Source organism: Streptomyces cinnamoneus, assembly GCF_014650495.1.
GTDB classification, from domain to species: domain Bacteria; phylum Actinomycetota; class Actinomycetes; order Streptomycetales; family Streptomycetaceae; genus Streptomyces; species Streptomyces cinnamoneus.
In genome coordinates this window covers 111,762-125,586 of record NZ_BMVB01000010.1, presented here as the reverse complement: position 1 = coordinate 125,586, position 13,825 = coordinate 111,762, and the positions used below count along the sequence as shown (strand labels likewise).

Here is a 13,825-nt window from a genome sequence, read left to right as displayed (position 1 = left end):
GCGACCAGCGTGTACCTCACCGGTCCGCAACCGACAGGAGGGTTCATGGCGGTCGTACCGAGCCATGCCGGGCACCTGCTCGCCGGGGGGCTGAGCCTCCAGGGGCAGGTGCGGGGAATCCTGCGGGCGGCGGAGGGCCAGCGGATCGCGGCGATCGCGGCGGGCGGCTACCACAGCCTGGCCGTGAGCGACGAGGGGCGGCTGCTCGCGGCCGGGCTGGACGAGGACGAGCAGGTCTCCGGCATCGTCGCGGCCGCGGGCGCGAGGGTGGTGGCCGCCGTGGCGGCCGGCGGCTTCCACAGCCTGGCCGTGGCGCACGACGGCCGTCTGCTGACGGCGGGCAAGGACCACAACCAGCAGGTATCGGGCCTGCGCGCGGCCGCCGAGGGCCGGCGGGTGGCGGCCGTGGCGGCCGGTTCGGTGCACTCGCTGGCGGTCACGGACGTCGGCGGGCTGCTCGCCGCGGGCCACGACGGCGACCGGCAGGTGTCGGGCATCCTGGCCGCGGCGCGCGACGAGCCGGTGGCGGCCGTCGCGGCCGGGGACTTCCACAGCCTGGCCGTCACCCGGGACGGCCGGCTGCTGGCGGCCGGCCGGGACGAGGACGGGCAGGTGTCCGGCATCCTGGCCGCGGCCCGGGGGGCGAAGGTCGTCGCCGTCTCCGCCGCCGCCCTGCAGAGCCTGGCGCTGACCGACGACGGCCGCCTGCTGGCGGCCGGCCGGGACGGCAACCACCAGGTGTCGGGCATCCTCAGGGCCGCGCAGGGCCGGCGCATCGCCGCGATCGCCGCCGGATACCTGCACAGCCTGGCCGTCACCCGGGACGGCATGCTGCTCGGCGCCGGGAAGGACGGCGACAGCCAGGTCTCGGGCATCCTGGCGGCGGCCGGGAGCGCCACCGTCACGCTGGTGGCCGCCGGGGGGTTCCACAGCCTGGCGGTGGCCGTGCCCGACGGGCCCAAGGGCCGCACGGCCCGGGTGGACTTCACGGCCGCCCGCGGCACGGCCGTGGTGCTGCGGTTCCTGCGGCGGCAGGACGGGCTCGACACGCGCGTGGAATCCGGCGGTCCCGCCCGGGACGTCGGCATCCGCGAGGGCGTGCCCGTCCAGCTGATCGTCCAGGCGGGCGAGCAGGGGGACGGAGAGGTGCTGGCGAACGGCTCGGTGTACTTCACCTACGACGAGGCCGGCGGCGTCGTGGGCGTCGACACCCGGGCCAGCCGCTTCCCCTCGGGCCTGACCTGCACCGCGCACGGCGGCGGCCGCTTCACCTTCGCCTGGAGCGCCTGACCCCGCTCACAGCGGCGACAGCACCCGCGACGCCCCCACCGGCAGGTCCCACAGGTCCTCGCGCGGCAGCCCCGCCGCCGCCCAGGCCGCGCGCACCCGCCGCAGCGGCTCCATCGGCGGCTCGGCGGACAGCAGGAACGTCGACCAGTGCATCGGTCCCATCACCCGGGCGCCCAGGTCCTGGCAGGCGCGCACCGCCTCCTCGGGGTCGGTGTGGACCGGCCCCAGCATCCAGCGCGGGTCGTAGGCTCCGATGGGCAGCAGCGCGACGTCGATCTGCGGGTAGCGGCGGCCGATGCGCTCGAACCAGAAGCCGTAGCCGGTGTCCCCCGCGAAGTACACGCGCCGCCCGCCCGGCGCGGTGAGCACCCAGCCGCCCCACAGCGAGCGGCAGGTGTCGGTGAGGGTGCGTTTGCTCCAGTGGTGGGCCGGGACGAAGTCGAAGCGGACGGGGCCGGCCGGGCCCGGCAGCTCCACCGCCTCCCACCAGTCGAGTTCGGTGACCCGGGTGAAGCTGCGGCGGCGCGCCCAGCCGGCCAGGCCGGCCGGGAGGAGCAGGGGCGTGTCGCGGGGCAGCCGCTTGAGGGTGGGGGCGTCGAGGTGGTCGTAGTGGTTGTGGCTGATGACGACGGCATCGATGCCCGGCAGGTCCTCCCAGGCCACGCCGACCGGCGTCACCCGGGCGGGGGTGCCGAGGATCCTGCGGGACCAGACGGGGTCGGTCAGCACGGTCAGGCCGCCCACGCGCAGCACCCAGCTGGCGTGGCCGGCCCAGGTGACGGCGAGCGCGCCGGCGTCGACGACGGGCAGCGGGCCGGGCCGCACGGGCAGGTCGGCGAGTTCCACGAGTGCCTCGGCGCCCGGCCGCAGCCGGCCCTCGCGGGCGAGGCGGGCCAGGGCGCGCACGCCCGGCAGCGGGGCGGTGAGGCGGTCGGCGAACGACCGGGGCCAGGTGCGGATCTCACCGAGGGGACGTGGCTCCGCGAGGGGGCGTGGCTCCGCGAGGGGGCGCTCGGTCTGTTCGGTCATCTGGGGCTCCATTCGTGGGGAACCGGAACCGCGGCGGTGCGGGCGGCGGGCCCGCGCATGGCACGCTCACCGACCGACGGTAGGTCAGACGCCCGCGAGTTCACTGAACGCCGATCCAAAAGTGGACAACGCCTCCGCGACATCCGGCTCCGCCGCCGGATCGGGGGCGTCGAGGGCCGCGCGGCGCCGCGCGTCGCGGTCGCCCAGGAACGGCAGGACGGAGAAGCGGGCGCGCAGGGCGTCGGGGGCGTCCCCGAACCGGTGCCCGCCGGGCACGGGGTACCCGAGCACGGCGCCGAGGTAGCCCTCCAGCTCGGTGGAGTCGGTGACGCGGCGCTCGGCGAGCGCCTCGCGCAGCTCGCCGAGGTCGGCGTAGAGGTGGGGCCCGGCCTGGGGCGGCCGGCACAGCACCCCGGCGGCGTCCAGCCGCTCCCGGGCCGCGGCGCCCAGGGCCCCGTACAGCCGGGCCGCCGCGGCGGCCCGGGCGCGCACCGGCCCGGGTTCGGTCAGCGCCCAGCGGGCGGCGGCGCCCAGCGGCGGCGCCACTTCGGCCCGGATGGCCGTCAGCAGGGAGGTGGCGCGGGCGCGCAGGGCGGGCCCGTTGCCCTCCGCGGGGAAACGGGCGACGGCCAGGGGCCAGACGGCGGGGGTGAGGGGGCCGGCGAGGTCGGTGAGGACGACGACGCGGTCGGGGTACATCTCGGCGGGGCCGACGAACACGGTGCCGTGCCGGTCGTGCAGGGTGTCGCGCCAGGTCTCGTCGCTGACGACGGTCAGCTCCTCGGCCGCGGCGGCCTCGCACACCTCGTGCAGGACCTCCGGCGGGGCGACGGTTCCGGTGGTGTCGTCGGCGACGGACAGCACGAGGAAGCGCGGCCGGCCGCCCTCGGCCCGGATGCGCCGCACCGTCTCCAGCAGCGCGAACGGATCGGGCACGCCGCCGCACTCGGCGGGCACGGCCACGTGGTAGGCGAGCCGCCCGGCGAGGCGGGCGAGCGGCGCATACCAGGCGGCGCAGGGCCGTGTCAGCAGCACCTCGCCGCCGGCCGAGGCGAACAGGGCCAGCAGCAGCGGCTGGAGGCCGGGGGCGGCGACGACGTGCTCGGGGCCGGTGGGCAGCCCGCGGCGCGCCCAGTAGGCGCAGGCGGCGGTGCGCAGCTCGGGGCCGCCGCCGACGGGTTCGGGGCGGGAGCGCGCGGCGCCGTCCGCCAGCCGCTCGACGAGTTCCGGCAGGACGGGCAGGCCGCGCTCGGGCGCCGGGAGGGCGGCGAGTGCCGGGGAGCCCTGCTGCATCCGTGTGCACCTCCGTCCCGGCGGTCCTGACGTCCACCTTCGCAGATCAGGGGAGGCGCGGCGGTCCGACACGGGCGGGCGGGTGACGGTGCGTTCCGCATGTCAAGACGGGGCTCTCGTCATGCGAGATGGATGCGTACGGTGAAAGCACCTCTGCACACCGCAGCGAAGGGAGCCTTCCCCATGCCCGAGGAACCGAACACGGCCGGCGGTCCGTCGGTCTACATCCACGGCCACCACGAGTCCGTGCTGCGCTCGCACGGCCGGCGCAGGGCGGCCGACTCGGCCGGCTACCTCCTGCCCGAGCTGGCCCCGCACCACCGGGTCCTGGACATCGGCTGCGGCCCGGGCAGCATCACGGCCGACCTGGCCGCGCTGGTGCCGCAGGGCCGGGTCACCGCCCTGGACGCGGCCCCGGGCATCCTGGAGCAGGCCCGCGCCGCAGCGGCCGAACGCGGCGTGGACAACGTCGACTTCACCACCGGTGACGTCCGGGCGCTGGACTTCCCCGGCGGCTCGTTCGACGTCGTCCACGCCCATCAAGTGCTCCAGTACCTCGACGACCCGGTGGGCGCGCTGCGCGAGATGCGGCGCGTGTGCCGGCCCGGTGGCGTCGTGGCCGTCCGCGACGTGGTCTACACGGCCATGACCTGGTACCCGCGGGTGGCCGGCCTGGACGACTGGCAGCGCCTGTACGTCCGCGTGGCCCGCGCGGGCGGCGGGGAGCCGGACGCCGGCAGCCGTCTGCTGTCCTGGGCCCTGCAGGCCGGTTTCACGGACGTCGCCCCCTCCGTGGGCACCTGGTGCTACGCGGACGCGGAGCACCGCGCCTGGTGGAGCGGGCTGTGGGCGGACCGGACGCTCTCCTCCCCCTACGCCGCTCTCGCGGTCGACGGCGGGCACGCGGACCGGGCGGGCCTGGAGGCGATAGCCGAGGCGTGGCGGGAGTGGGGGCGACACGAGGACGGGTGGTTCGCGGTGCTGAACGGCGAGCTGCTCTGCCGGGTCAACTAGCCTGGCCCGCATGAACATTCTGGGGACTTCGCTGAGGGTGTGCGTAGGGGATCTGGAAGCGTCGATCGCGGTCTACGAACGGCTGACGGGCCAGGAGGCGCTGCGCTTCCGGCGCGGCGGGGTGTCGGTGGCGGCGGTCGGCTGTTTCTTCCTGATGAGCGGGCCGGAGGCGGAGCTCTCCATCCTGCGGAAGATCACGGCGACGGTGGCCGTCACGGACGTGGACGAGGCCCTGGCCGACCTCCGGGCGGTGGGGGCGGACATCATCGCGGGCCCGGTCCCGACGCCGATCGGCCGCAATCTGGTGGCCCGCCATCCCGACGGTTCGGTCTTCGAGTACGTGGACCGCAAGGCGGCCTGAGCAAGGCGGCCCGAGGGGCGCCGGGCGGGCACGGCCCGTCCGGCGCCCACCGGTCACGGCCGGGGCAGGGTCTCTCCCTCGCACAGGTCGGGCACCTCGAAGCCCTCGTCGAACAGGGCCCTCGCCGCGGCGTCCCGTCCCTGCGCCTGCAGGATGCGGGCCTGCAGGAGCCGGAAGCGGCCCTGCCGCCGGGTCGCGGGGTGCAGGCCCTCCAGGACGGCGGCCGCGTCGTCCGCGCGCCCGGCCGCCAGCAGCGCGGTGATCGCCTCGCGGGCCAGCGCGGCCCTGGCCGGCCGGGAGGCGCCGCGGGCCTCCTCCACGGCGCGCGCGTACCGCTCGGCGGCCCGCTCCGGGTGGCCGGTCTCCGCGTCGGCGGCGGCCAGGGCGCGCAGCGCCGGCCAGGTCATGCCCGAGCGCAGGGCGCACTCCCAGCTGCGGACGGCCTGGGAGCGGTCGCCGGCGTGCCATTGGGCGACGCCCAGGTGGTAGGCGGCGTGGGGGCCGGGCGGGGCGGTCTCCAGCAGCTCGCGCCAGCGCGGGGAGACGAGCGAGGGGCCGGGCTCCGTCCCCTCCTCGCCCAGGGACCCGGTGCGCAACAGCCCCAGCCAGGGCTGCTGTTCCTCGCCGAGCGTCGTCGCGGGAAAGGGTGTCCCGGGCAGGGAGAGCCCGCCGCGTTCGACTTCGAGGGCGCCCCAGCCCGAGCCGGTGGTCAGGAAATCCTTGGGCTCGTGGTCGGCGTAGAGCCGCCACGCGGCGTGGGCGGCGTCGAAGGCGGCCCGGGGCAGTGCCGCCTCCAGCCGCCCGGCGACCTCACCGCACGCGGCCCGCCAGTCGCTGCCGTGCACGGCGGCGGGGTCGGCGGCCAGCGGCCCGTACGCCTCCAGCCAGGCGAACTCGCCGCCGGCCTCCAGCCGTACGTGCTCCAGCTGCGTGCGGGCGAGTCCGGCTTGGATCTCGGCGTAGCCGCCCGTGCCCGGCTCGGTGAGCCACTCCTGCCAGCGCCGGCCGGCCTCCCCCGTGCCCCACAGGAACAGCTTGCGGCCCCGCAGGAGGTCGGTGGAGGTCTGGACGAGTCCGTGGCCGTCCTCGTCCAGCGAGGCGATCCAGCGCCGCTCGCCGTCGGGGAGGTCGTAGAAGTAGTCGGCGTGGCCCTCGCAGCCGAGCGGGTACGTGCGGTCGGCGCCGTCCCACTCCGGCACCGGGACGCGCCGCAGGGAACGCTCGTATCCGAAGTGCCAGGCGGCGTCGGCGGGGGCCAGGACGCGGGTGCGCGGGCCTTCGGGCACGGCGGTGTTGGACCACCAGTAGACGGGCGCGGGCCGGTCGTGGGGGTTGCGCACCCGGATGCCCGCGTACAGGAAGTCGGAGCCGTCGGGCAGCCACAGGTCGACCTGGAAGGGCAGGTCGCGCAGCCGTTCCCACTCCCACAGGCGGAGCATGTCGCCGCCGTCGGGGGCCGGCACCCGGGCGGCGTGCAACGGCGCGACGGACAGGGCGCCGTGGCCGGTGGCGCCGGTGTTCCACTCGATGCCGCCGGAGAACCAGGCGCCGTTGAGGGCGAAACCGGCGGGCTGGAGAACGGGGTTGCTGTAGACGAGCGAGCGGCCGGTCGGCTTGTGGACCAGCGAGTGCACCCGCCCGCCGAGCGAGGGAAGGACGGTGACCCGCAACCGGTCGTTCTCCAGCACGACGGCGTCGACGTCGGCCGGCACCCGCTCGCGCCCGTAGTCGTCCCGGCGCCGCACGGGCAGCAGCGAGCGGAGCGGCGCGTAGCGCATCTGCCGGGCCATGTCGTCCGGCAGGTCCGCGTGCCGGACGCCGGCGTGCACGTCACGCGGCGCGGCCAGCGGCGGCAGGGGATTCTCGGGACCGAGCGACGCTGCGGGCAACGTGAGGACGGCTCGGCGGATGGTCGTGGCCACGAAAGAACCTCGGCTTCTCGAACGGGCCGCCCTGCGCGGCGCCTCGATGACTCTCCCCGGCCCGCCCGCCGGGAAACCCGCAGGCGGGCGGGGGTGGAACGGGCCCCGGCAGGGGCGTTGAGCGGGCTGTGCGGCGACCCTCAGGAACGCCCTGACCGGCCGCCCGCACCGCCGCTCATGCGGCGCCGGCCCCGGTCCAGCGCGGTGCGTCCGCCCCCAGCCGCCCGGGCGGCCGCGTCCAGTCGTCCGGCGACCCCTCGAAGGAGACGGGCGGGAGCGCGTACCGGAAGCGCCCGAGCTCCCCGGTGCGCTCGGCCAGCCGCGGGGCGGCCTCGTGCGCACCGGAGTCGGGGTCTGCGTCCCGGCCCACGTCCCGCGCCAGCCAGGCCGCCGTCTGCGCGAGGGCGAGCCGCGCCAGGTGCGTGCCTCCCGCGGTCCGCTGTGCGGTGACGGCGCGCAGCACGGCGGCGGCCAGCAGGTAGCCGGTGCCGTGGTCGAGGGCCTGGGCGGGCAGCACCCCGGGCAGGCTGTCGGCCCCGGCCTCGGCGGCGGCGATGCCGCAGGCGGCCTGCACCAGGCTGTCGAAGCCGCGCCGCGCGCCCCACGGCCCGTAGGTGCCCCAGGCGCTCAGCTGCCCGATGACCAGTCCGGGCCGCCGCTCGGCCAGGGCCTGCGGCGACAGGCCGTGCCGGTCGAGCGCGCCGGGCCGGTAGCCGGTGACGACGACGTCGGCGGTGTCGAGCAGCGCGTCGAAGGCGGCCCGGTCGCTCGCCCGCCGGAGGTCGAGCGCGGTGGACCGCTTGCCGAACCCCGTGTCGTTGTGGGCGTCCTGGCCCTCCGGCAGGAACGGCGGGTCGACGCGCAGGACCTGCGCACCGAGCAGCGCGAGCGTCCGGGTGGCGACGGGCCCGGCGATGACGCGGGTCAGGTCGAGGACGCGCAGCCCCGCGGCGGGCAGCCCGGCCGGCCCGCCGGTCAGCGCCCGGACGGGCCCGGGCGCGATCCGCTCCAGGCTGAGCAGCGGCCGCTGCGCGACGGCGGCGCCCTGCGGATGGACGGCCCACTCGTGCGGGGTGCGCACCGCGACGGCGAGCCCGCCGGCGGCGTGGACGGCCTCCTCCGCCTCGGCCGCCCGGCAGGCGGCGAGCCGGGCGGCGACGCGCGCGGCGAGGACGTCGTCGCCCGCCGTATCCGGCTGCTCCGGCACGTTGAGCCCGGCGAGCAACCGCTCGCGGTGGTGCGGGTAGTTGGCGTGGGTGCGCAGCCACCCGTCCGCGGTGCGCCAGAACCGCGACAGCGGCGCGAACACGGTGGCCGCCCGCCCGTCGAGCCGCAGGTGGCGTTCGCTGACGAACGCGGTCGCGACGGCCGCGTCGTCGACGCGCACGGCCGGCGGCGTTCCCCCTCCGCGCCGGGCCGTCGCGAGCTCGGCGGCCGCCAGCGCGCAGACGGCGACGGTCGAGCGCGCCATCTCCCGGACGGGCAGCCGGGCTTGGAGCGTGCCGCCCGGACCGCGGTACTCGACGGCGGCCGTCAGCACGGGATCACCGCCCAGCAGTGCCCAGACGTGGTCCGTGGCCTCGGTGGCTCGCTTGATCATCCTCCGAGTGTGGCACTGAGTGCCATCCGCTGGGAAGAGGGCCTGCGGCCCAGCACGGGCCCGGCGACGAGGGCCTGCAGGATGCCGGGGGGCGCGGCGCCCAGCCCGTTGATCAACTGCTCGTCGTGGAGCAGGACCTGCACGATCTGCCGGCTGTAGCACTCGACGGATTCCTTCTGGAATCCCATGAGGGGCCAGCCCCAGACCGAGGCCAGGCAGACGCCGTTGCGGACGGTGTACGGGTCCGCGGGGTGCGTGCACTCGACGATGGGCTCGACGGCGGTGCGGTTGGTGGCGCAGCCGCCCACGAGGTCGACGACGACGGTGCCGGGGCGCAGCACGGTCCGCAGGTCGTCATCGGTGATGATGTAGGACCTGCCCCGGCACTGCGGGGGTTGTTCGACGCCGTTGATGATGAGGTCGCTGTTGTGCAGGTAGCGCTGCACCTGGGGCCGTTCCGTGGCGCGCTTGGTGAGGATGTCGACGGTGGGGACGCCGTGCCGCAGGCACTCGTCGAGGGCGCCGAAGGCGACGTTGCCGTAGCCGAGGATGGCGGTGCGGAGGCAGGCCGGGCCGTGGAGGTGCCGGTTGCGCGCGAGCGCGAGGTCGATGCCGAAGAGGGCCCCGGCCCGCCCGGTCTCGTGCAGGCACTGGATCCTTCGCTTGCCGAACGCCTTCAGGGTCTGCCCGGCCCGGTGCTCGTCGATGTGCGGGGGCGGGATGCCGGCGGCGATCTCCGCCAGTTCGTCGACGGCGACGGTCAGGAGCCCGGGGTCGTGCCCGGGGTGGCGGCAGGAGCCGTGGCCGCCGCTCGCGCCCCTTCCCGGGGGGTGCCCCTGCAGCACCTGCAGGGAGCGGGGGCAGCACCGGGCGGCGTACTGGACCGCCCCGAAGGCGTCCGCGGAGAATCCGACGAAGGCGACCGAGCAGGCTTCGGGTACATGAGGTGAAGAATTCCCGGCGAGGCCGGCGAATATCTTCTCCATGGCGAGCCGGCTGCGAATGTAGGAATCCGTGAGGAGTTCGGGGCTCTCCTTGATGAGTTCCATCGCGATGAGGTTCACCGCGCGTGCGTCGGCGACGGCGATTCTTTTCGGTATGGACTGCACATGGGCCATGCAGAGCAGGCTCGAACCGGGGTCCATCCGCGCAAGGTCATGATGGGCGGGACCTTTGAGTTTGATGACGAGGTCTTTTCCCCGGTAGAGGTCTCCGCGCGACTGGATGGCGGCGCCGGCCGCCAGGTAGGAGGCGTCGCAGTACCCCATCGCAATGCCCGCACCGCGTTCGACGGCGACCGCGCAACCGTGCCTGACCAGCGATTCCACGCCGCCCGGGGTCAGCGCGACGCGGACTTCACTGCCGTGCGGATTCTCCGGGGATTTATGTTCCGCCGCGAGCCCGATACGCCTGAACGGCCGGCCGGCCCTTACCGGATCAAAGCCTGCAGTCATACGGAGGCTCCTTCCGTGCGGCACGCACACGGCCCGGCCCGAAAGGAGACCGGCCGCTCTCATGATGGCAGGGCTCGTGGGCTTCCGCCCGCCGGGGTACGATCGTTTACCGATCTCCATCCCCCTTCGCCCCGACGGACGGGAGACGGCCGTGAATTCTCAGGTCAGGGAATCGGACCCGACGGTCCGGGCACTGTTGATCGACATCAATGGGACCATCTTCGACCACGGTATCGCCATTGAAGGGGCGCGGGAGGCGGTCAATCTCCTGCGTGACCGTGGATATGCGCTGCGTTTCCTCACCAACACCGAGTCCAAGACGGTCGAGGCGACGCTGGAGAGCCTGTCGGCCTGCGGCCTGGAGGTGGACCGGGAGGAGTTGTTCACCCCGGTGGTGGCCGCGCGCACGCTGCTGGAGGGCTTCCCCTCGGCATGCGTCCTGTCGCTGATGTCGGACGAGCTCCGGCAGTCCCTGGCCGCCGCGCAGCCCGAGCAGGAGTCGGGCCCCACGCACGTGGTCGTGGGCGACTGTCAGGACGTGCTCGACTACCCGCTGCTGAACCGCGCGTTCCGCGCGGTGCGGGCGGGGGCGGAGCTGATCGCGTTGCAGCGCGGGGCGCTCTACCGCACCCCGCAGGGCGAGGAGTTCATCGACACCGGCGCCATCGTCGCGGCCCTGGAGTACGGCACGGGCCGCACCGCCCGGCTGCTGGGCAAGCCCTCCAGCGAGTACTTCGGGCTGGCCGCCACGTCGACGGGCTTCGCCCCCGGGCAGACGGCGGTCGTCGGCGACGACGCCACGACGGACAGCGCGGGCGGCAACAGCATCGGGGCGACCACGATCCAGGTGCGCACCGGCAAGTACGCCGCGCAGGCCGCCGCGGGCCTGGCCAAGGGCGCGGCCCATACGGTCGACTCGATCGCGGACGTGCCGGGCCTGCTGGCGGGGGCTGCGTGACCGCCCCCCCTCTCCGGCTGTGCCGCAGGACCGGCCTCGGCGGCGGCATCCGCCGAGGCCGGAGTCAGGGGGCGAGGGGGTGGTCGCCGGTGCGGCCCCGGTGTTCGAGCTCGCCGTCCTCCCGCCACCGGGCGAGGTCGCCCGTGCGGTACATGCGGCTGCCGGGCGGCCCGAACGGGTCGTCGGAGAAACGCTCGGCCTCCGGCTGCGGGCAGTTGGTCGCGAGCTGGGCACCGGCGACGTACAGCTCGCCGGTCGTGCCGGGCGGGCAGGGCTGCCGTGCCGCGTCGAGGACGTAGAACCGGGTGTTCCAGACGGGCCGGCCGAGGGGGACGGGCGTGCCGGGCGCGGCGGGTGCGCACCGGTGGTGGGCGACGCCGGCGGCTTCGGCGGGGCCGTAGTGGTGGTGCAGCGCGGTGTCCGGCAGCGCGCGGTGGAAGCGGTGCACCGGCTCGTGCGGCAGGACGTCGCCACTGCACAGGACGCGGCGCAGCCCCGTGCAACCGGCCGCCTCCGGCCCGTCGAGGAAGAGGGCGAGCGCGGACGGTGCGAAGTGGGCCGTGGTGACGGCGTGTTCGCGGATCGCCCGTGCCGTCTTTGCCGGGTCCTGGTGGGCGCCGGGTGCGGCGAGGACGAGGGTGGCGCCCTCGCGCAGCGGCCAGAGCACCTCGCACGCCGACAGGCCGGGGCCTGCGCCGGTCAGCACCCGGTCCCCGGGCTCCAGCGGGTACGCGTCCTGCAGCCAGCGCAGCCGGTTGTCGGCGGCGGAGTGGGGGACGACGACGCCCTGCAGGACGTACGCCGGGTCCTGGGGGGTCAGGGCGCGGCCCGGGTCGGTGGGCAGTTGCCGGGCGAGGGCGTCCGTCAGCCGCGGGTCGTCGAGGACGACGGCGGGGGGCGCGGCGTCCGGCAGGGCCGCGCGCGTGGCCGTGTCCGTCAGGACGCACACGGGGGCGGCGTCGTGCGGGCCGGATACGGGGTGGGCGGGGGCCGCAGGGACGTAGGCCGCGCCGGTCTTGAGCACGGCCAGCAAGGCGACGACCAGGTCCGTGGAGGGCGGCAGGGCCACGGCCGCCCGGGTGCCGGGGCGCAGGCCCAGGCCGGTCAGGTGGCGGGCCAGGCGGTTGGCCCGCGCGTTGAGCCCGCCGTACGTCAGTTGCCGTCCGTCGGCGGTGATCAGGGCGGTGGCGTGCGGGGTCCGGGCGGCCCGGGCTTCGACGGGGCCCACGAGGGTGGTCGGGGGCAGGGCGACCGCAGTGTCGTTGAACTCCTCCAGCACCCGCTCGCGTTCCTCGTCCGTGGCGAGGGGGAGCTGCGACAGCGGGCGGTGGGGGTCGCCGTCGGCGAGGCGGGTGAGCAGGTGGAGGAAGCGCCGCTGATGGGCGGCGACCTCGGCGGCGTCGTACCGGGCGGGGTTGGCGTCGAAGTCGATGCGCAGGCCGGAGCCGTCGGCGCGGTCGTAGACGTTGACGCTGAGGTCGTCGACGGGGCCTGCGGCGAGGTTGTGCGCCTCGGAGGGGGCTCCGGCGAAGGTGAGCCCGTAGTCGAAGGGCATCACGTTGACGTGCGGGCCGACGGGCGGGCCGGCGGGGCCGTGGTCGCCGGCCCGGACGCCGAGGTCGCGGCGCAGGTCCGCGAAGGGGTAGCGCCGGTGGCGGCGGGCGGCGCGCACGCCGAGGTCGGCCTGGCGGGTGAGCTCGGCGAAGGTGGCGTCGGCGGGGACGGTGAAGCGCAGCGGCAGGACGTTCATGACCATGCCGGGGACCCGCAGGGCGACCGAGCCCATGCGGCCCATCATGGGCAGGCCGAGGACGACCTCCTCGCTGCGGGTGGCGCGGGCGAGGTAGAGGGCCTGCGCGGCGAGGAGGACGTCGGGCCAGGTGGCGCGGACGGAGGCGGCCAGCTCGCGCAGCCGGGCGCTCGCGGCGGGGTCGAGGTGTGCGGAGTGGCGCAGCGTCGTGGGCGAGGGCGGGGCGGTGCGTGCGGCGAGGGTGGGGGCGGCGGGGCGGCCGGCGAGGTGGCGGAGCCAGTGGTCGCGGTCGCGCTCGTAGGCGGTGGAGGCGCGGTAGGCGGTGTCCTCCTCGACGAGGGCGGCGAGCCGCCCGAAGGGGCTCGGGGCCGGCTCGCGTCCGGCGGCCAGCGCGGTGTGGACGTCGGCGACGCGCCGGGCGACGAGGGAGTGGCCGTAGCCGTCGAGGACGGCGTGGTGGACGCGGTGGTACCACAGCCACCGCCGGTCGCCGACGCGCAGGAGGCCGTGGGCGAACAGCGGCCCGGCGGCCGGGTCGAAGGGGACGTCCAGGTCCGCGCGCATCCACGCGAGGGCGGCGGCCTGCGGGTCGCGTTCGCCGCGCAGGTCGGCGGTGTGCAGGGGGAAGCCGTGGCCGGGTGCCCCGACGTCGACGGGCAGCTGCCGGGGGCCGGAGGGGGTGTCGACGAGGCGGACGCGCAGGGCGTCGGCCTCGGCGACGGTGCGGTGCAGGGCCTGGGCGAAGAGGTCCGGGTCCAGGTCGCCGCGGATGTCGAGGTATTCGGCGGTGGTGAGGGCGGGGCAGGCCGCGCCCCGGGCCTGGGCGTCCCACATGGCCGACTGAGCGGCCGTCAGCGGCAGCCCCGCCGGCACCGGGTGCCGGGAGGGGGCGTCGCCGACGGGCCGGTTCAGTGCCGTGAGGGTCATGCCCGGGCCCCCAGCAGGGGTGCCCACTGCTCGATGGCCGGCTTCTCGGCCAGGTCGACGAAGGTGACCTCGGTGCCGTGCTCGCGACGCCAGCGCTCGACGAGGGTCATGATGCGGACGGAGTCGAGGCCGTAGTCCACGAGGTTCTCGTCGCCGGGGATGTCGGCGGGGTCCTCGCCCAGCACGTCGGCGACGTCGGCGCGGATCTGTTCGAGCGTGAGGGCCAT

11 protein-coding genes are annotated in these 13,825 nt (G+C 76.0%); 4 read left to right on the top strand and 7 right to left on the bottom strand.

Going from position 1 to position 13,825, the window contains the following annotated elements:
* The first annotated feature begins 45 nt into the window (after positions 1-45).
* The gene (locus tag IE182_RS16975; protein WP_190110664.1) at positions 46-1,290 is read left to right on the top strand and encodes a hypothetical protein; all 1,245 of its coding nucleotides are present in this window, start codon (positions 46-48) and stop codon (positions 1,288-1,290) included.
* Positions 1,291-1,296: 6 nt separating this feature from the next.
* Here IE182_RS16975 and IE182_RS16970 read toward each other — a convergent pair whose 3' ends face one another.
* A complete protein-coding gene (locus IE182_RS16970) occupies positions 1,297-2,319 on the bottom strand; it encodes an MBL fold metallo-hydrolase (RefSeq protein WP_190110663.1) in 1,023 nt (340 codons plus the stop codon).
* Between the two features lie 84 nt (positions 2,320-2,403).
* On the bottom strand, positions 2,404-3,612 hold the full coding sequence (locus tag IE182_RS16965) for an aminotransferase class I/II-fold pyridoxal phosphate-dependent enzyme (RefSeq protein WP_190110662.1): 1,209 nt from the start codon (positions 3,610-3,612) through the stop codon (positions 2,404-2,406).
* Between the two features lie 183 nt (positions 3,613-3,795).
* On the opposite strand from IE182_RS16965, the gene IE182_RS16960 reads away from it, so the two are divergent.
* Together IE182_RS16960 and IE182_RS16955 are read left to right on the top strand one after the other, a co-directional pair.
* Positions 3,796-4,626, top strand: coding sequence for a class I SAM-dependent methyltransferase (locus IE182_RS16960; protein WP_190110661.1), 831 nt, complete (start codon positions 3,796-3,798; stop codon positions 4,624-4,626).
* 10 nt (positions 4,627-4,636) lie between these two features.
* Entirely contained in the window at positions 4,637-4,987 is a 351-nt protein-coding gene (locus tag IE182_RS16955; RefSeq protein ID WP_190110660.1) for a VOC family protein, read from the top strand.
* Positions 4,988-5,040: 53 nt separating this feature from the next.
* On the opposite strand, the gene IE182_RS16950 is transcribed toward IE182_RS16955, so the two are convergent.
* The 3 genes from IE182_RS16950 to IE182_RS16940 form a co-directional block, all read right to left on the bottom strand.
* Positions 5,041-6,909 carry a DUF5107 domain-containing protein gene (locus tag IE182_RS16950; RefSeq protein WP_190110659.1) on the bottom strand — a complete coding sequence of 623 codons (1,869 nt, stop codon included), beginning with the start codon at positions 6,907-6,909 and terminating at the stop codon, positions 5,041-5,043.
* A 175-nt stretch (positions 6,910-7,084) separates the two neighbouring features.
* Complete coding sequence (locus IE182_RS16945) at positions 7,085-8,509, bottom strand: CoA transferase (protein ID WP_190110658.1); 1,425 nt, start codon at positions 8,507-8,509, stop codon at positions 7,085-7,087.
* Positions 8,506-9,963: a hypothetical protein gene (locus tag IE182_RS16940; protein WP_268249621.1), complete on the bottom strand. Its 1,458-nt coding sequence runs from the start codon at positions 9,961-9,963 to the stop codon at positions 8,506-8,508. The genes IE182_RS16945 and IE182_RS16940 overlap by 4 nt, the downstream gene beginning before the upstream one ends.
* Positions 9,964-10,114: 151 nt before the next feature.
* Between IE182_RS16940 and IE182_RS16935 the strand changes: the two genes are divergently transcribed.
* Positions 10,115-10,921 carry an HAD-IIA family hydrolase gene (locus IE182_RS16935; RefSeq protein ID WP_229844875.1) on the top strand — a complete coding sequence of 269 codons (807 nt, stop codon included), beginning with the start codon at positions 10,115-10,117 and terminating at the stop codon, positions 10,919-10,921.
* A 64-nt stretch (positions 10,922-10,985) separates the two neighbouring features.
* Here IE182_RS16935 and IE182_RS16930 read toward each other — a convergent pair whose 3' ends face one another.
* Positions 10,986-13,598: a condensation domain-containing protein gene (locus IE182_RS16930; RefSeq protein ID WP_190110656.1), complete on the bottom strand. Its 2,613-nt coding sequence runs from the start codon at positions 13,596-13,598 to the stop codon at positions 10,986-10,988.
* Positions 13,595-13,825: a phosphopantetheine-binding protein gene (locus IE182_RS16925; RefSeq protein WP_190110655.1), complete on the bottom strand. Its 231-nt coding sequence runs from the start codon at positions 13,823-13,825 to the stop codon at positions 13,595-13,597. The genes IE182_RS16930 and IE182_RS16925 overlap by 4 nt, the downstream gene beginning before the upstream one ends.